Raw genomic sequence first — 21,385 nt, forward strand, 5'->3', positions numbered from 1 at the left:
TCGTAGCCGGACAGCTCGACTGTGCTACGAAGTCTTCATCGTGTGGATGCCGCATTCTGTCTTGGCTCGGCCGCGCCAGCGACCGGCGCGTGCATCCTCGCCCTCGGCCGTTCTGCTGGTGCAAGGCATACACCCAACCGACAGGAAACCGGACTCCACCAGCGGATGACGCGGCAATTTGGCGCGGACGAAAATGGCTTCGAGTTCCTCGCGCGAGACATTGGCGAAGGGGTTGAACTTCAACCGCGCGCCATCGTCCTCGACCACCGGAATGTCGGTGCGCGCATTGCCCTGAAAGCGCTTGCGGCCATTGAGCCAGGCATCAAACGGCTTCAGTGCACGCGCCAGCGGCTCGACCTTGCGGATGCGGCAGCAGGCGTCGGGATCGGAGAACCAGAGGTCGCGGTCGGGATCTTCACGCGACAGCGTCTCCTCGGCGGGCCTGATCGAGCGGACGTCCTTCAAGCCGAGTTCCGCGATCAGCGTGTCGCGATAGGCCAGCGTCTCCTCGAACAGCCAGCCGGTGTCGAGGAAGATCACGGGGATTGCCGGATCGACGTCGGCCATGACCTTCAGCAGCGTCGCCGATTCCGTGCCGAAGGACGACACCAGCGCAAGCTTCTCGCGCCCGACCGCCTTCAACGCCGCGGCGATGACCTCCGCGGGCGAAGCATCGCGCAGCGCGCGATCGAGCTCCTCCGCCGAGGGCAGCGCAGACGCGGACACCGAAGCGACCTGGGGCGCGATTGCGTTCACGTGCCGACACCTTCGGAGTGACGCAGCTGCATTCGCCGGTGCAGCGCGGTGATGCGGCCGTCGCCGGTCGGCTGATAGAACACCGAATAGCGCTTCGCGGTCTGCATGAAGGCTTCCGCGTCGGCCTGCTTCTTGACCTCGAAGGAATCGAAGCCGGCACGCAGCATGAACACGAACTGATCGCGCAGCACCTGGCCGGTGGCACGCAAATCGCCGCGATAATTATAGCGCTCGCGCAGCAGGCGCGCCTGGCTGTAGGCGCGGCCATCGCGGAAGCTCGGGAACACCAATGCGACGACGGCGATCTTGCCGAGATAGGGCACGAGCTCGGCGATATCGCGATTGTTCGGCCAGATCACGCCGACCTTGCCGCCGCGCTTGAGCAGCGCGTCCGCATCGCTGAGGAAGCGCTCGGCCGGCACCAGGATGTCGCCGCCCTCGGGCAGCGGCGTGTCGACGGCAAGCTTGACGAAGCTGTCGTCGGCGATTTTTCCACCGTTAACGAGTGGCATAGACGCGCTCCTTGAAGGGTTCGACGCCGAGGCGCTTCACGGTGTCGACGAACAGCTCCTCCGGCCGCTCGCGCAGCGCCAGATAGGCTTCCACGATGTCCTCGACGACGTCGGCGACCTCGTCAAACTTGACGCCGGGGCCGATCAGATTGCCAAGCGCGGCGCTCTCGTCGGCACGGCCGCCGATGGTGATCTGGTAGACCTCCTCGCCGTTCTTCTCGACACCGAGAATGCCGATATGGCCAACATGATGATGGCCACAGGCATTGATGCAGCCGGAGATGTTGATATGCAGCCGCCCGATCAGATTGGCGAGCTCATGGTTGGCAAAGCGCCGCGTCAGCTCCTGCGCGATCGGGATCGAGCGCGCATTGGCCAACGAGCAATAGTCGAGCCCCGGGCAGGCGATGATGTCGGTGATCAGGTTGACGTTCGGCGTCGCCAGCCCAAGCTTGTCGAGCGCCTTCCACAGCGCCGGCAGGTCGCGCTTGGCAACATGCGGCAGCGCCAAATTCTGCTCATGACCGACGCGGATCTCGCCGAAGGAATATTTGTCGGCGAGATCGGCCAGCGCATCCATCTGCTCGGCCGTGGCATCGCCCGGAGGCGCGCCGATCGGCTTCAGCGAGATCGTGACGATGGAGTAGCCCGGGTTCTTGTGCGCGGCGACCGAGTTCTTGCGCCACGCCTCGAAATCGGGATCGGCCGCGGCCTGGCGCAGCTCGTCCGGCATGTGCGGCAGCTTCTCATAAGCCGGATAGATGAAGCGCGAGCGGATGTCCTCGATCACCTCGTCGTCGATCTGAAGCGAGGAGTTGCGGATATGCTGCCACTCCTCCTCGACCTCGCGGGAGAACTTTTCGATACCGAGCTCGTGCACCAGGATCTTGATGCGCGCCTTGTAGATATTGTCGCGGCGTCCGTACTGGTTGTAGACGCGCAGGATCGCCTCGATATAGCTCAGGAGATCGCGGCCGTGGACGAAGTGCTTGATGGTCTTGCCGATGAACGGCGTGCGGCCGAGACCGCCGCCGACCAGCACCTCGAAGCCGGTTTCGCCCTTCTCGTTCTTGATCAGCCGCAGGCCGATGTCGTGGACCTTGATCGCAGCGCGGTCGTGATCCGACGCGGTGATCGCGATCTTGAACTTGCGCGGCAGGAACGAGAATTCCGGATGCAGCGTAGTGTGCTGGCGGATCAGCTCCGACCAGATGCGGGGATCCTCGATCTCGCCCGGCGCGACGCCGGCCCACTGATCCGAGGTGACGTTGCGCATGTTGTTGCCGGAGGTCTGCATCGCGTGGATGCCGACCTCGGCAAGATCGGCCAGCGCATCCGGCAGGTCCGAAAGCTTGATCCAGTTGAACTGGATGTTCTGGCGCGTGGTGAAATGGCCGTAGCCGCGGTCATATTTGCGCGCGACATGGGCAAGCTGCCGCAACTGGTTCGACGCCAGCGTTCCGTAGGGAATCGCGACGCGGAACATGTAGGCGTGCAGTTGCAGATAGACGCCGTTCTGCAAGCGCAGCATCTTGAATTCGTCCTCGGTCAACTCGCCCGAGAGACGGCGTTGCACCTGGTCGCGGAATTCCGAGACGCGCTCGTTGACCAGCGTGCGATCGATTTCGTCGTAAGCGTACATGATTAAAGTGCCTTACAGCCCGACCTGCGATTAAACCGGCAAATCGATGGTCACGCCATCGCGGCGGATCTGCTCGCGCAGATTTCCGGGCACGATCTTGCCGTCCTCGCCGATCTGGACCGGAGCGATATAGGGACCAATCGCGCCGACGTCATCGGCCACGGCCTCGGCGAGCAACGCTTTCGCCTCATCGGAGTTTCGCACGATCGCGGCGTCTGCGAGGTCAGCCGACCAGCCCTTGGCAGCGGTGCGGTAGACGACGACGCCATCCCAGGTACGGTTAGCGGTCACGACGGAGGAATCGCTGATTTTAAGTTTCTTTTGCAAGGGAGAGGTCATTCGGCAGCATCCAGGAGGTCAGAGATGATTTGTTTGGGTGTTTCGCGGCGAAGTGAACCGGCATGCCGGACCACGTCGCCGATGATGAGGATGGCGGGACCGCCATGGGTCCGCCGCACGAGCTCGGGCAGGTCGCGCAGCGTGCCGATCGCGCCTTGTGCGTCCGGCCGCGTGACGCGGGAGAACACGCCGACCGGCGTCTCCGGCGAACGGCCGGCCGCGAACAGGCCTTCGCGGATTGCGGGGGCGGCGGTCATGCCCATGTAGACCACGACGGTCATTTTGGTGTCGGTCAGCGTCGACCAGTCCACGTTCTCCGCATCGCGCGCCTTGTGCGCGGTGAGGAAGGTGATGCGGGTCGCTTCATGACGATAGGTGAGCGGCACCTCGAAATCGGCGGCACCGCCGAGCCCGGCGGTGATGCCGGGGATGATCGAATAGGCGATACCGGCCGCGCGCAGCGCTTCGACCTCTTCGCCGCCGCGGCCGAACACGAAGGGGTCGCCGCCCTTCAGCCGCACCACGCGCTGGCCGGATTGCGCGGCCTCGATCATGCGCTTGTTGATGGCGTCCTGGCCTATGCCAGGCTTGCCGACGCGTCGGCCGACCGGAACGCGCGTGGTGTCGCGGCGGATGCGGTCGAGAATTTCACCCGAGACCAGTTCGTCATGGAAGACGATGTCGGCATCCTGCAACGCGCGCAGCGCCTTGATGGTGAGAAGGTCGGGATCGCCGGGGCCGGCGCCGACCAGCGCGACCGAGCCTTCCGGCTTGTCGGCACGCGCGAACGCGGACGGATCGGAGATCGCCTTGATCGCGGCGTCGGCCTCGCCCTTGCGGCCCGCGAGCACGGACGCGCCGATCGGACCGTCGATGACGCGCTCCCAGAAGCGGCGGCGCAGCGGAAACTCGGCGATGCGCTCGTTGATCGATTTGCGGAAGCCGCCGATGAACTCGGCAAGCTCGCCGATGCGGGCCGGTAGCAGCGCCTCGATCTTCTCGCGCACACGCCGCGCCACCACCGGCGAGGTGCCGCCGGTGCCGACCGCGACCACGACATCACCGCGATCGACGATCGCCGGGAAGATGAAGCTGGAATGTTCGAGATCGTCCATGACGTTGACGGGCAGGCCGAGCGCCTTGGCGCGGACCGACATGGCCACGCCGACATCGCCCGCGCCGGCGCAAACGATGGCAATGACGCCCGAGAGATCGGCGGTGAGCGGATCGCCAGTCGCGATTTCAATCCGCGCCGCGCCTTCGGAGCTGAGGCTCAGGTCCTGATTGCCGTCGATCGCATGCACGCGGATGCGCGCACCGGCAGCGGCGAGCACGCGCAGTTTGGCGCGCAAAAGCTCACCCGCGCCGATGAGGACCACCGGACCGGCCTTGAGATCGAGGAACACCGGCAAGAACCGCATGCGATACTCGCTTCCCCCACATCCGGGGTTGACTGGAATTATTTTCTATATATGTGTCGTTTCGAGCGCGCAAAGAGAAAATTTTTTCTTCTCTTCTGCACCGCAACTATAGAAAATTCGCCTCCAAACGCAAAGTGGCAGAGATGCATCTTCTCAGGACCGATTCCGGTGCAGATGGACGGGACTTCCGGGCTCCCGTTTCCGAGCAAATTCCCGTCGGGCTGACCGCCCCCAGCATGGACCATTTGGACCAGCTTGAGGCGCAGAGCATCTACATTTTCCGCGAGGCCTTCGGCCGCCTGAAGAAGATCGCCCTGCTGTGGTCGCTCGGCAAGGACTCCAACGTCATGATCTGGCTGGCGCGCAAGGCGTTCTTTGGCCGGCTGCCGTTCCCGGCCCTCCACGTCGATACCGGCAAGAAGTTTCCGGAGATGTACCGCTTCCGCGACCATTACGGGAAGGAGTGGGATCTCGATTTGCGCGTCGAGCCCTGCCCGCCGATCGATGCCGTCGATCCAACGCTGCCGCCGGCCGCCCGTTCCGCCGCGCGCAAGACCGAAGGCCTCAAGATGGCACTCAGCAAATACGGTTTTGACGGCCTGATCGCCGGCATCCGCCGCGACGAGGAAGCAACCCGCGCCAAGGAGCGCGTGTTCTCGCCCCGCGGCCTCGAAGGCAATTGGGACGTCCGCGACCAGCCGCCGGAGTTCTGGGATCATTTCAATGCGTCGCCGCCGCAAGGCGCGCATTTGCGCATCCATCCGATCCTGCATTGGACCGAGGCCGACATCTGGGCCTACACCAAGCGCGAGAACATCCCGATCATCCCGCTGTATCTCGCCAAGGACGGCAAGCGCTACCGCTCGCTGGGCGATCAGGACATCACCAATCCGGTTGCGTCGACCGCGTCGACCATCGATGAGATCCTGGTCGAGCTCGAGCAGACCAAGGTGCCGGAGCGCGCCGGCCGTGCGCTCGACCACGAGACCGAGGACGCCTTCGAGCGTCTGCGCGTCGCCGGCTATCTCTGATTCAAGGACGCAACGCGGCTATGAACATGATCGTCACCCCCGCTTCGCCCGCCACTCCGAACGGCACCACGCGTCCGCAGGTCCGCATCGTCATCGTCGGCCATGTCGACCACGGCAAGTCGACGCTGGTCGGCCGCCTGCTGCACGAGACCGGCAGCCTGCCCGACGGCAAGCTCGAGATGCTGAAAGCCGTCAGCGCGCGGCGCGGCATGCCGTTCGAATGGTCGTTCCTGCTCGACGCGCTCCAGACCGAGCGCGACCAGGGCATCACCATCGACACCACGCAGATCCGCTTCCGCACCAATTCGCGCGACATCGTGCTGATCGACGCGCCCGGCCATGCCGAATTCCTGCGCAACATGATCACCGGTGCGTCGCAGGCGGACGGCGCGGTGCTGATCATCGACGCGCTCGAAGGCGTGCGTGACCAGACCCGGCGGCACGGCTATCTGCTGCACCTGCTCGGCGTGAAGCAGGTCGCGATCGTCGTCAACAAGATGGACCGCGTCGATTTCAGCGCCGAGCGCTTCAAAGAAATCAGCGACGAGATCTCGGCGCATCTGCAGGGCCTCGGCGTGACGCCGACGGCGGTGATCCCGATCTCGGCCCGCGACGGCGACGGCGTCGCGGAGCGCACCGACCGCATCGGCTGGTACAAGGGTCCGACCGTGGTCGAGGCGCTGGACCAGCTCGAGCCGGCGCGTCCGCTGGAAGCCCTCGCCCTGCGCCTGCCGGTGCAGGCGATCTACAAGTTCGACGACCGCCGCATCGTCGCGGGCCGCATCGAATCCGGCAGCCTCATTGCCGGCGACGAGATCGTGATCATGCCGGCCGGCAAGATCGCCAGGATCAAGACAGTCGAAAGCTGGCCGGTAACGCCGGTCGCGGGACGGCAGGGCGCGGGGCGCTCGGTCGGCATCACGCTCGACCGCGAATTGTTCATCGAGCGCGGCGACATCGTCGCGCATGTCGGCTCCGCACCGCGCGAGACGCGCCGTCTGCGCGCGCGCATCTTCTGGCTGCACGACAAGCCGCTCGCCAAGGGCGACCAGCTGCTGGTCCGCTGCGGCCCGAAGGAAAGCCGCGCCACCGTCGTCGCCATCGAGAAGGCGGTCGATCCCGGCGAGCTGTCGAGCGTCGAGAACAAGGCGATCGGCCGCAACCATGTCGGCGAGATCGACATTTCCCTTTCGAGCCCGATTGCCGCCGATCCCTACACCGAGAATCCGCGCACCGGTCGTCTCGTGATCGAAGTCTCGGGGCGCATCGCCGGCGGTGGTCTCGTGCTGTCGGTCGATGCCGGCCAGCGCGCCGTGCCGGTCGACATCGTGCCGGTGGAATCGGCGCTGCGGCCCGACGAACGCTCCGCGCGCTACCGCCACAACGGCGCCGTGGTCTGGCTCACCGGCCTGCCGGCGTCCGGCAAGTCGACGCTGGCGAAGGCGCTGGAACGTCGGCTGTTCACCAATGGCGGCTCGCCGATCCTGCTCGACGGCGACACGCTGCGCGCCGGGCTCAACAACGATCTCGGATTCTCCGCCGCCGACCGCAGCGAGAACATCCGCCGCCTCGCCGAAGTCGCGACCCATCTCGCCCGCAACGGCCACATCGCGATCGTCGCCGCCGTCTCGCCGGCACGCGAGGACCGCGCCACCGCGCGCCGCATCGCCGACACCGCGTTCCGCGAGATCCATGTCGCGACGCCGGCAGAGGTCTGCGAGGATCGCGATCCCAAGGGCCATTACAAGAAGGCCCGCGCCGGCGCGCTGGCGTCGTTCACCGGCATCGGCAACGACTACGAGCGACCCGAGGCTGCCGAGCTCGTGATCGACACGTCGGCCCGCACGGTTGCCGACGCCGCGGACGAGATCGAACGGATGCTGAAGACCACCGGCGTGCTGTTCGACGAACTCGTGGACCTCGCCGCGAATATTTGAGGCCGTCCTATTTTCCCCGGCTGTCGTCGCCCGGCTTGACCGGGCGACCCAGTATTCCAGAGACAGCATTGGGTCACGGGGAAGCCGCGGCGTACTGGATTCCCCGCCTTCGCGGGGAATGACACCGGTGCGTCGGGCTGCACACCTCGCCTTGACATTTTGACAACTTTGGGAGGCCTTCTCACGGCCCCGATTTTGGGGCTAATAGGCCCTGAAAGCCGCCCCTTATGGGCGCATTTTGCTGCTGTCGGGTCAAAAGCAGCCAAAAAACAGCCATTTCCAACAAGAAAGCCCATCATGAAACGCGTCGACGCCCACGGATTGAAGATCGCTCCCGTCCTGTTTGACTTCATCGCCAAGGAAGCGGCCCCGAAAACGGGGATCGCGCCGGATGCGTTCTGGGCCGGGGTCGCCGCCATCATCAAGGATCTGGGGCCGAAGAACCGCGCGCTGCTCGCCGTGCGCGACACGCTGCAGGCCAAGATCGACGACTGGCACCGTGCCAACAAGGGCAAGGTGTTCGACCTCGATGCCTATACCGCGTTCCTGAAGGAGATCGGCTATCTCGTCCCCGAGCCGGCGACGCAGAAGGTCGAGACCGCCAATGTGGACGAAGAGATCGGCAAGATCTGCGGCCCGCAGCTCGTCGTGCCCCTCACCAACGCGCGCTATGCGCTGAACGCGGCGAACGCGCGCTGGGGCTCGCTCTATGACGCCTTCTACGGCACCGACGCGATCCCGCACGACGCTGCCGAGAGCGGCAAGGGTTACAACAAGGCGCGCGGCGACAAGGTGATCGCCAAGGCCAAGGCGTTCCTCGATGCCGCCGTGCCGCTGGCGACCGGCAGCCACACCGACGTCACCGCCTATAGCGTCGTGGCGGGCCAGCTCGCGGTGAAGCTGAAGAGCGGCAATGCCACCGCGCTGAAGAACGCCGCGCAGTTCGCCGGCTTCCAGGGCGATGCGGCAGCGCCGTCCGCCGTGCTCCTCACCAACAACGGCCTGCACGTCGAGGTCAAGATCGACCGCAGCAGCGTGATCGGCAAGGACGACCCGGCCGGCGTCGCCGACATGATCATGGAATCCGCCGTGTCGACCATCCTCGACATGGAGGACTCGGTCGCCGCGGTCGACGCCGAGGACAAGGTGCTGGTCTACCGCAACACGCTCGGCCTGATGAACGGCACGCTCTCGGCCGACTTCGAGAAGGGCGGCAAGACGCTGACCCGCTCGCTCAATGCCGACCGCAGCTACAAGACGCCCGACGGCAAGGGCGAAGTGAAATTGCATGGCCGCAGCCTGCTGCTGATGCGCAATTGCGGTCACCACATGTTCACCGACGCGGTGCTGGACGACAAGGGCGACGAAGTCCCGGAAGGCCTGCTCGACGCGGCCGTCTCCGGCCTGCTTGCGATCCACGACCTCAAGGGCAACTCCAAGGTCAAGAACAGCCGCACGGGATCTGCCTATATCGTCAAGCCGAAGATGCACGGCCCGGACGAGGTCTCGCTGACCTGCGAGATCTTTGACCGCGTCGAGAAGATGCTGTCGCTGCCCGAGAACACGCTCAAGGTCGGCATCATGGACGAGGAGCGGCGCACCACCGTCAACCTCAAGGCCTGCATCCAGCGCGCCTCCAAGCGCATCATGTTCATCAACACCGGCTTCCTCGACCGTACCGGCGACGAGATCCACACCTCGATGGAAGCGGGCCCGATGATCCGCAAGAACGAGATGAAGGCGCAAGCCTGGATCAAGGCCTATGAGGACTGGAACGTCGACATGGGCCTGATCGACGGCCTGCCCGGCCACGCCCAAATCGGCAAGGGCATGTGGGCCGCGCCCGACAAGATGGCGGACATGCTGCAACAGAAGCTCGCGCATCCGCAGGCCGGCGCCACCACCGCCTGGGTGCCCTCGCCGACCGCAGCGACGCTGCACGCCCTGCACTATCACCAGGTCAACGTCACCGCGCGCCAGCAGGAGCTGACCAAGGGCGGTCCGCGCGCAAAGCTGTCCGACATCCTCACCATCCCGGTGTCGAAGTCGAACTGGGCGCCCGACGACGTCAAGCAGGAGATCGACAACAACTGCCAGGGCATCCTCGGCTATGTCGTGCGCTGGATCGACCAGGGCGTCGGCTGCTCCAAGGTGCCCGATATCCACGATGTCGGCCTGATGGAAGACCGCGCCACCTTGCGCATCTCGAGCCAGCATCTCGCCAACTGGCTACACCAGGGTGTGATCACCGAGGCGCAGGTGATGGAATCGCTCAAGCGCATGGCCGTCGTGGTCGACAAGCAGAACGCGGGCGACGCGATCTACAAGCCGATGGCGCCCGCCTTCGACGGGGTCGCCTTCAAGGCGGCCTGCGACCTCATCTTCAAGGGCCGCACGCAGCCGAACGGCTACACCGAATACATCCTCACCGCGCGCCGCCGCGAGGCCAAGGCTGCGGGCTAAAGCCCGATCATTCAAACACCAAAGCCCCGGCTCGCGCCGGGGCTTTTTTGTTGCGGGCCGTAGCCCGGATGGAGCGAAGCGCAATCCGGGACCGGCGTTGCTTGGTGCAGGCCCCCGGATTTCGCTGCGCTCCATCCGGGCTACGCGTCCCACCCCCGCTAGAACACCGTCAGATATTTCAGCAGCGACACCACGCCGATGATGATGACGACCACGCGCGCGATCTGCTTGGCGCGACCGTCCATGGGCAGCATGTTGATGAGATAGAGCACGAGAATGACGACGAGAAAGGTGACGAGTACGCCGACCAGCATCGCAAGGACCCCCCTTCAGGCAAATTGCTACGGTGTTCTAACGCCTATCTCCCGCGCAGGTTCCATCACGGCAACCCACTGCAACTTCTAGTAAATACGTACTTCTACGATCAGCCGGCCTGCCTAAAACTTTACCCTTTTCGTTTCAGATGCAGAAACCGTTTGGGTGATGCGCCGCAAACGGCATGCGATTGCCGATCTGCCTGCCCCTCCGTTTTGATGTTGCCGGGGCGTCTCGACGAACTTTGCAATTGGAATTTTGGGGGGCTTCGATGCTGAATCGTCTGACCGTGTCCGCGCTGCTGAAGGCGGTGATCGCCATCACGTCGGTCTGTGTGGTGATTGCACTCTCGCTCACCGCCTACGCCTCCTGGGACCGCCTCAAGACCGCCAACCGCATCTCGCAGATCGCCGACGCCTCCGCCGATCTGTTCAAGGCGATGCACAATCTGCGCACCGACCGCTCGACCACGTCGCGGCTGCTGAACGCGACCGAGCCGATGGATTCCGAGATCGAGAGATATCTGCGCGCGCTGCGCGATGCGCAGATGCCGGCGATGGCCCGCGCGCTCGAGCTGCTGCCGAGCATCGACTTCCCGCAATCGGGCACGCTGGTGCCTGAGCTCGCGCGGCTCTACAAATTGCTGGGCGAAGAGCAGAAGCAATTCTGGGAGGATGTCGCCAAACCGAAGGACCAGCGCCGCGCCGGCCTGACCAAGGAATACATGGAGACGACGCAGGGGCTGCTCGACGTGCTCGACAAGCTCTCGGGCGTCCTCGCCGCCACCGTCAACCACCAGGATGCCGTGATCGACCAGCTGCTGTCGATCAAGCAGAGCGCCTGGCTGCTCCGCAACACCGCGGGCGAGGCCTCGCTGATCGTCTCGACCGGACTTGCGGCCGGCAAGATCTCGCCGGAGGGCCGCTACAACTATACCCAATTTGTCGGCGGTACGGCCGCGATGTGGAAAGCGCTGGAATTGTCGACCTCGGGCATGCAATTGCCGCCCGCGCTCGCCTCGGCCATGACCACGGCCAAGACCGCTTATTTCGAGCCGCAATATCTCACCCTGCGCGACCGTCTCGCGGACACCCTGGTCAAGGGTGAGAAGGCCGAGCTGACGGCCAACCAGTGGAGCCCGCTCACGGTCGGCCGTATGGCCAGTGCGGTCGCGGTGGCCGAAGCCGCGCTCGACGCCGCCCGGAGCTACACGCAGGAGCAGCGCAGTACCGCACAGCGCGCGCTGATCGTGCAGCTTGCACTCCTGGCGCTCGCCATCGGCCTCGCCGTCGGCGCGGTCATGCTGGTCAGCCGCCGCGTCATCCATCCCCTCAACACCATCCGCGACGCCATGCTCAAGGTCGCCGGCGGCGACCTTGCCGTCGACAGCGGCTATCTCGACCGCCAGGACGAGATCGGCGCGCTTGCCGGCGCGCTGGAAACCTTCAAGCAGCAGGCGACCGAGAAGCTCAAGATCGAAGAGCATGAGCGCGAGCGCAATGTCGGCGCGGCCGCGCGCCAGCGCGCCGTCGAGACTTATGTCGGCGAGTTCGAGGGCGCGGTGCGCAAGACGCTCGGCGAACTGAGCGAAGCGTCCGGCGAGATGCGCAAGACCTCGGGTGACCTGTCCGCGGTGTCGCGCCAGACCAACGACCGCGTCCAGGTCGCCGGCAAGGCCTCCAACGACGCCTCCATGAGCGTCGACAGCGTCGCCGCCGCCGCCGAGGAGCTCTCTGCCTCGATCAACGACATCAGCCAGCAGGCGGCGCACGCCGCAGGCATTGCCAGCCGCGCCGTCAACCAGGCCCGCGAGACCGACGGCACGGTGCAAGGGCTGGCGCAGTCCGCAGGACGCATCGGCGAGGTCGTCGGCCTGATCAACACCATCGCGGCGCAGACCAATCTGCTCGCGCTCAACGCGACGATCGAGGCCGCACGTGCGGGCGAAGCCGGGCGCGGTTTCGCGGTCGTCGCCTCCGAGGTGAAATCGCTGGCGAGCCAAACCGCCAAAGCCACCGAGGAAATCTCCGGGCAGATCGCCGACATCCAGAGGGTGGCGAGCGACGCCATCAACGCGATCCAGACCATCGGCGGCATCATCGGCGAGGTCAACGAGGTCGCCACCGCGATCGCCGCCGCCGTGCAGGAGCAGGGCGCGGCGACCCAGGAGATCACCCGCAGCACGCAATTTGCGGCGCAGGGCACCAGGAACGTGTCGGACAACATCACCGGCGTGAAGGCCGACGCGGATGCTGCCGCCGGTGCGGCGGACAACGTCAAGCAGGCCTCGGAAACGCTGGAAACCCAGAGCCGCCAGCTCGGCCAGCAGGTCAGCGACTTCCTTGGGAAGATCCGCGCGGCTTAAAGCTGCTGCGGGTTAGGAAGAAAGCAGCCACTACTGATCAGGATCGTCCCCGCGAAGGCGGGGCCCCCCTACTCCTTCGCGACCACCGGCACCTGGCGGAATCTGGCGCGCACCGACTCCGGCAGCGGCGAAAAATTCATCGCGATGCCGCGGCGGTCGTTGGCGTTGCGGTTGGCGACCACCAGGCCATCGCTGCCCGCGACGATGTCGCCCTTGCGCAAGGTCGGATCGTCCTCGACCTTAACCTGGGCGAGGCCGACCGGATCCTTGCCGTTGCACGTGCAGCCCGCGACGATCTCGTTGCGGAAGCGGAACGCATTCGGCAGGTCGGAATAGGATTTTCCCTTGTCCGTCGTGGCGTCGTCGATGTTGCTGCCATAGATCAGCGAGGTTTCGGACGTCGGGCAGAAGCTCTTGCAGGATTTCGCCTTGCTTTCGGCGTCGTTTCCTTGCGCCGGGAAGTAGCGGCCATCGCAACCGCGCACGCAATAGGCGATGCCGCCGCCATAAGAGGCCCGCTGGCGCGGCGTGTCGTAGCGCGGCATGTCATCGGTCGGGAACGGCATGCGGATCTCCGGCGCGGAGCGCGCGCGGAAACCGCCGAACAGCGCCGAGAAGAAGTCTTCCGCATGCGCCGACGGCGTCAACGCGAGGCCGAGCGAGGCGACGGCGAAGCACGCCGCCGCGCCACCGGCCAGTTTGCCGATCGAACGTCTCTTCATATGACCTCGCTCAACTCTCAGTTCACTGCCGACGTCGTGATGTTCAGCGCCTGCCGTCCCGAAGGCAGCGTCGTCACCGGCGGGCGCTTGCGTATGGGGTCGCCGCCCTTGTCGTATCCCTTGGCCATCAGCGGCGCGTTCTTTGGCAGCACCACCACCTTGGCGCCGACATTGACGCGGCTGAACAGGTCCGTGACGTCCTCATTGGTCATGCGAATGCAACCAGAGGACACGAACTTGCCGATCGTGGTGGGATCGTTGGTGCCGTGGATGCGATATTCGCTCGAACCGAGATACATCGCGCGTGCGCCGAGCGGATTGCCGGGACCGCCGGCGACGAAGCGCGGCAGATAAGGCTGACGCGCGATCATCTCGGCCGGCGGATGCCAGTCCGGCCACTCGGCCTTGCGACTGACGCTCTGCACGCCGGCCCAGGTGAAACCTTGTCGGCCGACGCCGACGCCGTAACGGATCGCGCGGCCATTGCCGAGCACGTAATAGAGGTAAGTGTTGCCGGTATCGATGACGATGGTCCCGGCCGGCTCGTTCCGGTCGAAGCTGACGATCTGCTTGCGCAGCCGGTCGGGCAGCGCGGCATCCTCGTCGGCGGCCTGCGGCGCCGCGTTGACATAACCCCGCGAATAGCTCGGGTCCTGCGGATATCCCTGCGGCTGCATCGGTGCATAACCGAGCGTCTGGGCCTGTGCCGCGAAGGGCACGGTCAGCAATGCTGTCGCGAAGGCAATGGCGGTGGTGGCGCGCAGCGAGAAGCGGCGACGGACTGGAGAGAACCTTGTCATGTGCTGCCCCGTTGGATGTGCATCAGGTGATGCGGCTCCCAACAAACGCAGCTGGACCGACTCAAGTTCCACCGCTCGTTGCGGCAGCGAGGTCACAGTCAAGCGAGCAAAACTTCACGAAACCGCGATGGAACCGGAACGTCCGCCCGGACGTTCTACTGCCAACAATGGGCGCGCGGAGGCTTCCGTGCGGGAGGAGATATTGTGCGCGTCCTTCCCACTGAACGTCTGATTTCCGGCAACAACGAGGGCGACCCGCTTCCCGACAGCCATGTCGAGCTGCCGCCGGTGATCCGCCGCACCGAGTTTGTCGCCTTTACGCTCGCCGGTCTGTTTCTGATTGCCGTGGTCGCGGTGCTCTACGTCGCCAGGGCATTCTTCCTCCCGGTCGTGATGGCGGTAGTCGCCGGCACCATGTTGTCGCCGGCCGCCAGCTTTCTCGAGCGGCGGCATGTGCCGCGCGCCCTCGGCGCCGTGCTGATCGTGATCGCGGTGACGACGGTGGTCGCCTTCGTCGTCGCGCTGATCGCCGTGCCAGCGATGGAGTGGAGCTCGCGCCTGCCGGAATTGGGCGCGCAGTTGAAGGAGAAGATGCACGTCTTCGACCGGCCGCTGGCGCTGTGGAAGGAGTTGCAGACGATGGTGGGCGGCTCCGAGGGGCTGCCAAGCCTTCCGCTGCCGAAAGCCGAATGGGTGCAACCGACGCTGGAATTCCTGTCGCCGACCTTCGCCGAATTCCTGCTGTTCTTCGCCACGCTGATCCTGTTCATCGCGAGTTGGCGCGACCTGCGGCGGGCGCTGATCATGAATTTCGGCGATCGCGACGCGCGGCTGCGCACGCTGCGGATCCTCAACGAGATCGAGGTTCATCTCGGCAACTATCTTTTGACGGTGACGCTGATCAATGTCGGCGTGGGTATCGCAACCGGTCTCATCTGCGCCGTCACCGGCATGCCCAATCCGGCCGGGCTCGGCGCGCTTGCGGCGGCGCTCAACTTCATCCCGATCATCGGACCGGTCGCGATGTTCGTCATCCTGGTCGTGGTGGGGCTCGTCGCCTTCCCGACCATCGGCGGCGGACTGATGGCGGGGCTCGCCTTCGGCGGCATCACCTTCCTGGAAGGACACTTCGTCACGCCGACCATCATCGGGCGCAGGCTTTCCCTGAACGCGCTTGCCGTCTTCATCGCGCTGGCCTTCTGGACCTGGCTGTGGGGGCCGATGGGCGCATTCCTGTCGTCGCCGCTCCTGATCGTCGGGCTGATCCTGAAGGAGCATCTGCTGCCGGAGAATTCGCCGCAGCTGCCGCAGGCATGACCGGTTTCCCGAACGGAACTTACCCGGGCACGAAACGTTTTCCGGCTATCTCAGCCGCCAACAGCTTTGGAGCTCCTGATGTCAACCAATGGCGAAACCGGGATGAGAGACTGGACCGACAAAGCCACCAGAGAACGCCTCGAGAAGGATGTAGCAGCCGTGAAAAGCGATATCGCCGCCCTCACCGATCAGATCACCGACGCGCTCAACACCTTTGCCAATTCCACCAGCAAGCAGGCCCGCCGCGGCTATCGCCAGGCCCGCGAGAGCGTGGATTCCGCGGTCGACGACATGTCGGATCGCGGCAGCGCCATGATGGAAGCTGCGCAAGACGCCTACGGCTCGATCGAGGAAACGCTGGAAGATGCCATCACGCAGCGGCCGCTCGCGACCGTCGGACTCGCGCTCGGCATCGGCTTCCTGATCGGTGTCGCCTGGCGCCGGTAGCGTGGGCGCAAAACCTTGACGTTGTTACGGCGGCGCTGTTGCGCCGTCGCTGCCGGCTTGCGGGGATCTGAGGAGCAAGGCCATGTTACAGCGCATCATCGACGGCATCAGCGCATCGACGGGCGCGACCGTCCGCCTGACATCGCTCGCCGCGGGCGCGGCACTCGCGCTCTTCATCACCACGGGCTTTCTCTGCGCGGCCGCCTTCATCTCGGTCCTTCAGACCTACGGACCGGTGCAGGCCTGCCTCGCCGGCGCCGGCATCTTCTTCCTGCTGACGCTTGCCGCGGCGGGGAGCTATTGGGGCTACAAGCGGGAGATGCGGAAGCGCGCCCGGATCGCCGCCGAGCGCGCCGCGAAGTCGGCCGCTTCGAGCATGCTCGCCGACCCCATGCTGCTCGCGACGGGCCTCCAGATCGTTCGCGCCATCGGAATCAAGCGGCTGCTGCCGATCCTGGCGATCGGCGGCGTCGCCCTTGGAATTATGGCGAGTCGCGCCGGCGCATCCGACGAAGCCTCGGCTGAACCGGCCGAATAGCGGTCGAAGCGCTAAGATAATTTCGTCGTCGGCGGAAAGAGCGAACTTGCGGGAATTCCATCCGGCGATCATGCGCAATTTTTCGCCAGATTGGACAATTCCAGCCCCCCTCACGCAAACGCTACTCGGATAGGCGGGCGGTTGCCGCTAAAAGCAGCGCCCGTGATTCCAAAAGTCATTTTCCGCGATGAAACCGTCCGTCAAGGCGAACCTCGCCGCATTCCATCACGATGCCAGATTGTATTTGACGCTCGGCATTGCCAACTGGTCGGTGTTCGTCGACCACATCCCGAACAACGTCGTTAATCTCCTGACGCTGCGAAATTTCGGCTTCAGCGGCGCCGCTGACCTGTTCGTGTTCGTGGTGGGTTATGGCGTCGCCATCATTCACGGCAGGATGGCGCTGGAGCGCGGCTACGTCGTCGCTGCGACGCGCATCTTCCGCCGCGTCTGGCGGCTCTACGCTGCCTATGTCGTGCTCTTCGTGATCTATATCGACACCATCGCCTATGTCGCCTCGCAATCGATGGCGCCGGAGATCATCCACGAATACAACATCTCGGGCATTCTCGATCATCCGCTGCGCATCCTGGTCCGCGGCCTCGTGCTCCAGGAAGAGCCGCTGAACCTCGACCTCCTGCAACTGATGATCCCGCTGATGGCGTTCTTTCCGTTTGCGCTATGGGGTTTGTTGCGGCGGCCGAACCTGACGCTGGCGGCATCGGTCGCGCTGTACGTTGCGGCGCGCTGGTTCGACTGGAATTTCCGGGTCTATCCGGACCAGGACTGGACCTTCAATCCGCTGTGCTGGCAGATGCTGATGGTCCTGGGCGGCTGGTTCGCCGTAACAGGCGCCTCCGGACGCGCGTTGCACGGCATGTCCTGGCTGCGGATCCTCGCGGGTGCCTATCTCATCTTCGCGATGGCGGTCACCTTGATGCGGCATTCGCCCGCGCTGGCCGTCTATTTGCCGGACTTCGTCGTCAACAGCATCGCGCCGACAGACAAGGAAAACCTCGCGCCCTATCGCGTGATCCATTTCCTCGCGCTCGCCTTCCTCGCGACCCATCTCATTCCGGCCGACCACCCCGGCCTGAAGTTGCGGCCGCTTCAGGCGGTGATCACATGCGGCGAGGAATGGCTCGCGGTGTTCTGCGTTGCCGTGTTCCTGTCCTTCGCCGGCCATCTCATCCTGATCACCGGACCGAACCTCGTGGTGATGCAGATCGCGGTAAGCCTCGTTGGCTTCGCGGCCATGACAGCAGTGGCCTATTACATCTCGTGGTCGAGGCGGCAGGACCTTCCGGCCGCCCTGCGGCAGCAGGCCTAGAGCTCCGTTCCGATTTAATCGGAACGGAGCTCTAGATTCCTGTCTTGACGTGTTTTCTTCACGCGGACCGGTATCCACTTCGCTCGAAAACGCTCTAGCCAAATAATCGTGCGATTCTGCTAGGCCGAGACCTGTGGCTGCGCTATGCGGGGAGCCTCTGCGTGAGGGGACCGGGCGTGGCGATGGCAAAGGGCGGGGGTGATGAGGCTGACAGCGCGCCCCGGCGCGGCCGGCCGCGGTCGATCGAGACCACCAACGCCATTCTCGAAAGCGCCTATGCGCTGATGGCCGCCACCGGCCTTGCCGCCACCTCCATCGACGCCGTCGCACGCCACTCCAGCGTCTCCAAGATGACGATCTACAAATGGTGGCCGTCGCGGGAAGCGCTGCTGATCGACGCCTTCCTTCATCATGCCGCGCAGATGCTGCCGCTGCCGCCTGCGAGCTCCGGCAGCCCCGCGGCGCGCGCACGCCGCCATGCCGCGGCCTATGCCGAGGCGCTCCAGGGCGAGTTCGGCAAGGTGCAGCTCGCCGTCGTCTCCGAATGCATTTCCAAGACCGGCTCGGCGGAGCTGTTCTATGCCCGCTACCTGCAATTCCGCCGCGACGCACTGGTCGAGATGATCGCCGCGGGCCAGACGGATGGCAGCATCCTGGCGGAGGGAGCGCCCGAGGATCTCTACGACGCCATCTATGGCAGCCTGTTCTACCGCTACGTCTTCGGCATCGCACCGATCACGCCGGCCTACGCGCGCAATCTGGTCGACCTGGTGCTGCGGCCGAAGGGTTAGAGCATGATCCGGAAAAGTGCGAAGCGGTTTTCCGAAAAGATCATGCTCAAAACAACAATCTGAAGCGCGACCTTTATCGCACGGGCCTGACCGGCGCCGAGATCTTGTCCGTGCGGTCGCGCTCGGACATGTCGACCACCGTCTCCATCGGCGCCGTCAATTCATAGACGTAGGAGGCGTCGGTGAAGTAGCGCTTGGCAGTGCCGCCAAGCGCTTCGGGCGCGACGCGGTCGAGCAGGATCAGACCGAAATCGGAATCCGGGCGGCGCGTCGCCTCGCTGGTGTTGAACTCCTCCCAGCGGAAATGGAAGACCTCGTCGGTCCCCTCGCCCGTCACCGTCCAATTCGCGGTGATGTGCGGATGCTTTCCGACCAGCGACAGACCTTCGTCGGAGTGCGAGGCGAGCTCGAAGAACAGGAGCGACAGGCTCTGCGCGGCGCGCGCGCTGACCGCGATGTCGGGGCCGGTGACGGCGATGCGGTCGGCATGCGGGATGGCGCGCGCCTCGAACAGGCCCTTCAGCTTGACGCCCTGCCACTGGCTCTCGCTGAGCAGCGAGACCACGTTGGACATGGCGTGGATGCGGCCGATCAGCAGTTCACGCGCAACGTCGATGTCCGAGCCGTGGCGCAGCGTGCGCGTCACGATCGACTGGATCACCGCCAGGATGTTCTTGACCCGGTGGTTGAGCTCGTCGATGACGGCGGTCAGCCGGCGCTCGAAGCCGATCCGCACCTGGATTTCCCGGCTGAGCCGTAGATTGTTGTAGGCGACATAGCCGAACAGGCCGCACACCATCGCGGTGATGGCAAAACCGATCGCCGCCACGATGATCGCCGTCTGCTCGGCGCGCCGCGCCGAATTGGTCTTGGCGTAGTAGCCGAGATGCCAGTCGCGCCCGCCAAAGCTCACCGTGCGCGTCGCCGACGGCGCCGGCCCGTCCGCTGCCGTCATGCGTGACGAGACCACGCCCTGGTCGTTGGCAACGAGCTCACCACCTTCCCTGCGCGGATCCTTCAGCGCGACCGAGAACAACGACATGTCGTCATTGGTCAGCATCAGGGAGGCGAGCTCGTAGGAAAATGTGACGAAGCCGGCCGGCTCGGTCGCGCCCTCGGGAATGACGGGCGCGGCCACGATGATGCCGATGGGCCCGCCGCCACGCAGCAACTGAACCGGGTCCGAGGCGACCGACCTCTTCTCGACACGCGCACGCGTCAGCATGGCGCTGCGCACCTGATCCTGCTCGTAGCTGCGGCCGGGCAGCGCCTTGGTCTCGTTGCTGCGCGGTTCGAGGTCCATCAGCACGTCGATCGGCTGGGTGACCTTCGCAAGATCGATCGGCTTGTCGTCATACGTGCGAATCTGCGGATTGGGGAAGCCGGCGCTCGCGATCGCGTCCTCCGCCGGCAGAAGCTCGTTCGGCTTCAGCCGGGCGACCCACCCGGCGACCACGAAATCGGTCTTGAAGGCGTAGATGGCCGAGCGCAGCGGCTCCAGCATGTTCGGCTTGATGACCGACGGCGCACGGAACAAGCCTGAGGCGACACGCGCGAGCAGCTCGCGCTCGGTCAGCCGGTCCTGGACCAGGCTCGCGTGGACGTCGATCGCGCGCGCCAGCGCGATCCGGTCCAGTGCCAGCTCCTGGTCGTGGACGCGATAGGCCGCGAGCCCGGAGAGCAGGGCTCCGAGCAGGGCGATGAAACCGATGATAAAACCCAGCCGGACCACTTCGACTACTCAGACGAAAACGGCAGGTCGGCAATAAACACGGAGCATATCAACGCCGCTCGAACGGCCATGTGCCGAAACAGAGTGGACCCCAGTAACGGAGATAATGAAGGAGGAGGCATCAGTACGCAACTTCGGTCGCCTGAAAAGCTTAATACGCCCGGCCGATGGTCTGGCCATGAAGGCTTTGCTCCGGGCACCGGAGGTAGTTAATCGCCGTGTCCGAAATTTGTTCCGCGGATGCGGCTTTTGCCCCAGACGTTAACGGCGGAAAACGCCCTGCGCCACGTCGTCGCGCCGTCAGCCTGCCCGTTTCAGGCCGCCTTTGGCCTCGATGAAGCCGACGATCTGGTCGAGCCCCTCGCTCTTTTTCAGGTTGGTCATGACGAAGGGGCGCGCGCCGCGCATGCGCCTGGCGTCCGTCTCCATCTTCTCCAGGGAGGCGCCGACATGGGGCGCGAGGTCGATCTTGTTGATGACCAGGAGGTCGGAGCGGGTGATACCGGGGCCGCCCTTGGACGGGATCTTGTCGCCGGCCGCCACGTCGATGACGTAGATGGTGAGGTCGGCGAGCTCCGGGGAAAAAGTGGCAGCCAGATTGTCGCCGCCGGACTCGATCAGCACGAGGTCGAGCCCGGGGAATTTTGCGCGCATGTCGGCGACCGCGGCCAGGTTCATCGAAGCGTCCTCGCGGATCGCGGTGTGCGGGCAGCCGCCGGTCTCGACGCCGGCGATGCGGTCCGGCGTCAGCGAGCCCGAGCGCACGAGGAATTCCGCATCCCATTTGGTGTAGATGTCGTTGGTGATCGCCGCGATGTCATAGCGCTCGCGCATGGTCTTGCAGAGCAGGTCCATCAGCGCGGTCTTGCCCGATCCGACCGGGCCGCCTATTCCGACGCGCAAGGGGCCGTGAGATTTCGACATGTC

Annotated in this window: 19 protein-coding genes; 9 read left to right on the forward strand and 10 right to left on the reverse strand. The window is 65.0% G+C overall.

Annotated features, from left to right (window positions below):
- Positions 1-24: 24 nt before the first annotated feature.
- From AB7535_RS31505 to cysG, 5 genes are read right to left on the reverse strand one after another with little or no spacing between them, the layout of a single operon-like run.
- Positions 25-756, reverse strand: coding sequence for a phosphoadenylyl-sulfate reductase (locus tag AB7535_RS31505; RefSeq protein ID WP_231143916.1), 732 nt, complete (start codon positions 754-756; stop codon positions 25-27).
- Positions 753-1,268, reverse strand: coding sequence for a DUF934 domain-containing protein (locus AB7535_RS31510; protein WP_063980994.1), 516 nt, complete (start codon positions 1,266-1,268; stop codon positions 753-755). Before AB7535_RS31510 ends, AB7535_RS31505 begins: the two co-directional genes overlap by 4 nt.
- A complete protein-coding gene (locus AB7535_RS31515; RefSeq protein ID WP_063980993.1) occupies positions 1,255-2,910 on the reverse strand; it encodes a nitrite/sulfite reductase in 1,656 nt (551 codons plus the stop codon). The genes AB7535_RS31510 and AB7535_RS31515 overlap by 14 nt, the downstream gene beginning before the upstream one ends.
- A gap of 30 nt (positions 2,911-2,940) precedes the next feature.
- On the reverse strand, positions 2,941-3,249 hold the full coding sequence (locus AB7535_RS31520) for a DUF2849 domain-containing protein (protein WP_071916679.1): 309 nt from the start codon (positions 3,247-3,249) through the stop codon (positions 2,941-2,943).
- A complete protein-coding gene (gene cysG, locus AB7535_RS31525; RefSeq protein ID WP_231143915.1) occupies positions 3,246-4,670 on the reverse strand; it encodes a siroheme synthase CysG in 1,425 nt (474 codons plus the stop codon). Before cysG ends, AB7535_RS31520 begins: the two co-directional genes overlap by 4 nt.
- Before the next feature lie 236 nt (positions 4,671-4,906).
- Here cysG and cysD point away from each other — a divergent pair, with 236 nt between their 5' ends.
- The 3 genes from cysD to AB7535_RS31540 all read left to right on the forward strand — a co-directional run bounded on the left by cysD (position 4,907) and on the right by AB7535_RS31540 (position 10,101).
- On the forward strand, positions 4,907-5,701 hold the full coding sequence (gene cysD, locus AB7535_RS31530) for a sulfate adenylyltransferase subunit CysD (RefSeq protein ID WP_231143914.1): 795 nt from the start codon (positions 4,907-4,909) through the stop codon (positions 5,699-5,701).
- Positions 5,702-5,721: 20 nt separating this feature from the next.
- Positions 5,722-7,638 (forward strand): adenylyl-sulfate kinase, encoded by a 1,917-nt coding sequence (gene cysC / locus AB7535_RS31535; protein ID WP_231143913.1) that lies wholly within the window; start codon positions 5,722-5,724, stop codon positions 7,636-7,638.
- A gap of 297 nt (positions 7,639-7,935) precedes the next feature.
- Positions 7,936-10,101: a malate synthase G gene (locus AB7535_RS31540; RefSeq protein ID WP_231143912.1), complete on the forward strand. Its 2,166-nt coding sequence runs from the start codon at positions 7,936-7,938 to the stop codon at positions 10,099-10,101.
- A gap of 158 nt (positions 10,102-10,259) precedes the next feature.
- Here AB7535_RS31540 and AB7535_RS31545 read toward each other — a convergent pair whose 3' ends face one another.
- A complete protein-coding gene (locus AB7535_RS31545; protein ID WP_011084288.1) occupies positions 10,260-10,415 on the reverse strand; it encodes a Thivi_2564 family membrane protein in 156 nt (51 codons plus the stop codon).
- Positions 10,416-10,687: 272 nt separating this feature from the next.
- Between AB7535_RS31545 and AB7535_RS31550 the strand changes: the two genes are divergently transcribed.
- Positions 10,688-12,781, forward strand: a complete 2,094-nt coding sequence (locus AB7535_RS31550) for a methyl-accepting chemotaxis protein (RefSeq protein WP_231143911.1) — start codon at positions 10,688-10,690, stop codon at positions 12,779-12,781.
- A gap of 68 nt (positions 12,782-12,849) precedes the next feature.
- Here the strand turns inward: AB7535_RS31550 and AB7535_RS31555 are convergent, their stop codons facing one another.
- Entirely contained in the window at positions 12,850-13,503 is a 654-nt protein-coding gene (locus AB7535_RS31555) for a DUF2865 domain-containing protein (RefSeq protein ID WP_231143910.1), read from the reverse strand.
- A gap of 17 nt (positions 13,504-13,520) precedes the next feature.
- Positions 13,521-14,303, reverse strand: coding sequence for a L,D-transpeptidase (locus tag AB7535_RS31560; protein ID WP_071916686.1), 783 nt, complete (start codon positions 14,301-14,303; stop codon positions 13,521-13,523).
- A gap of 204 nt (positions 14,304-14,507) precedes the next feature.
- Between AB7535_RS31560 and AB7535_RS31565 the strand changes: the two genes are divergently transcribed.
- The 5 genes from AB7535_RS31565 to AB7535_RS31585 all read left to right on the forward strand — a co-directional run bounded on the left by AB7535_RS31565 (position 14,508) and on the right by AB7535_RS31585 (position 18,726).
- Complete coding sequence (locus AB7535_RS31565) at positions 14,508-15,620, forward strand: AI-2E family transporter (RefSeq protein ID WP_166345186.1); 1,113 nt, start codon at positions 14,508-14,510, stop codon at positions 15,618-15,620.
- Positions 15,621-15,695: 75 nt separating this feature from the next.
- A complete protein-coding gene (locus AB7535_RS31570) occupies positions 15,696-16,067 on the forward strand; it encodes a DUF883 family protein (protein WP_028148389.1) in 372 nt (123 codons plus the stop codon).
- An 82-nt stretch (positions 16,068-16,149) separates the two neighbouring features.
- A complete protein-coding gene (locus AB7535_RS31575; RefSeq protein WP_028148388.1) occupies positions 16,150-16,605 on the forward strand; it encodes a hypothetical protein in 456 nt (151 codons plus the stop codon).
- A gap of 187 nt (positions 16,606-16,792) precedes the next feature.
- On the forward strand, positions 16,793-17,935 hold the full coding sequence (locus tag AB7535_RS31580) for an OpgC domain-containing protein (RefSeq protein WP_231143909.1): 1,143 nt from the start codon (positions 16,793-16,795) through the stop codon (positions 17,933-17,935).
- 182 nt (positions 17,936-18,117) lie between these two features.
- Positions 18,118-18,726: a TetR/AcrR family transcriptional regulator gene (locus tag AB7535_RS31585; RefSeq protein WP_038959396.1), complete on the forward strand. Its 609-nt coding sequence runs from the start codon at positions 18,118-18,120 to the stop codon at positions 18,724-18,726.
- Between the two features lie 73 nt (positions 18,727-18,799).
- Here the strand turns inward: AB7535_RS31585 and AB7535_RS31590 are convergent, their stop codons facing one another.
- Both AB7535_RS31590 and ureG read right to left on the reverse strand, forming a co-directional pair.
- Positions 18,800-20,458, reverse strand: coding sequence for a CHASE domain-containing protein (locus AB7535_RS31590; protein ID WP_063980982.1), 1,659 nt, complete (start codon positions 20,456-20,458; stop codon positions 18,800-18,802).
- A gap of 300 nt (positions 20,459-20,758) precedes the next feature.
- Positions 20,759-21,382, reverse strand: coding sequence for an urease accessory protein UreG (gene ureG, locus AB7535_RS31595; RefSeq protein ID WP_063980981.1), 624 nt, complete (start codon positions 21,380-21,382; stop codon positions 20,759-20,761).
- Positions 21,383-21,385 lie beyond the last annotated feature (3 nt).

The sequence above is a fragment of the Bradyrhizobium sp. 956_D2_N1_4 genome (assembly GCF_052076025.1).
GTDB lineage: Bacteria > Pseudomonadota > Alphaproteobacteria > Rhizobiales > Xanthobacteraceae > Bradyrhizobium > Bradyrhizobium barranii.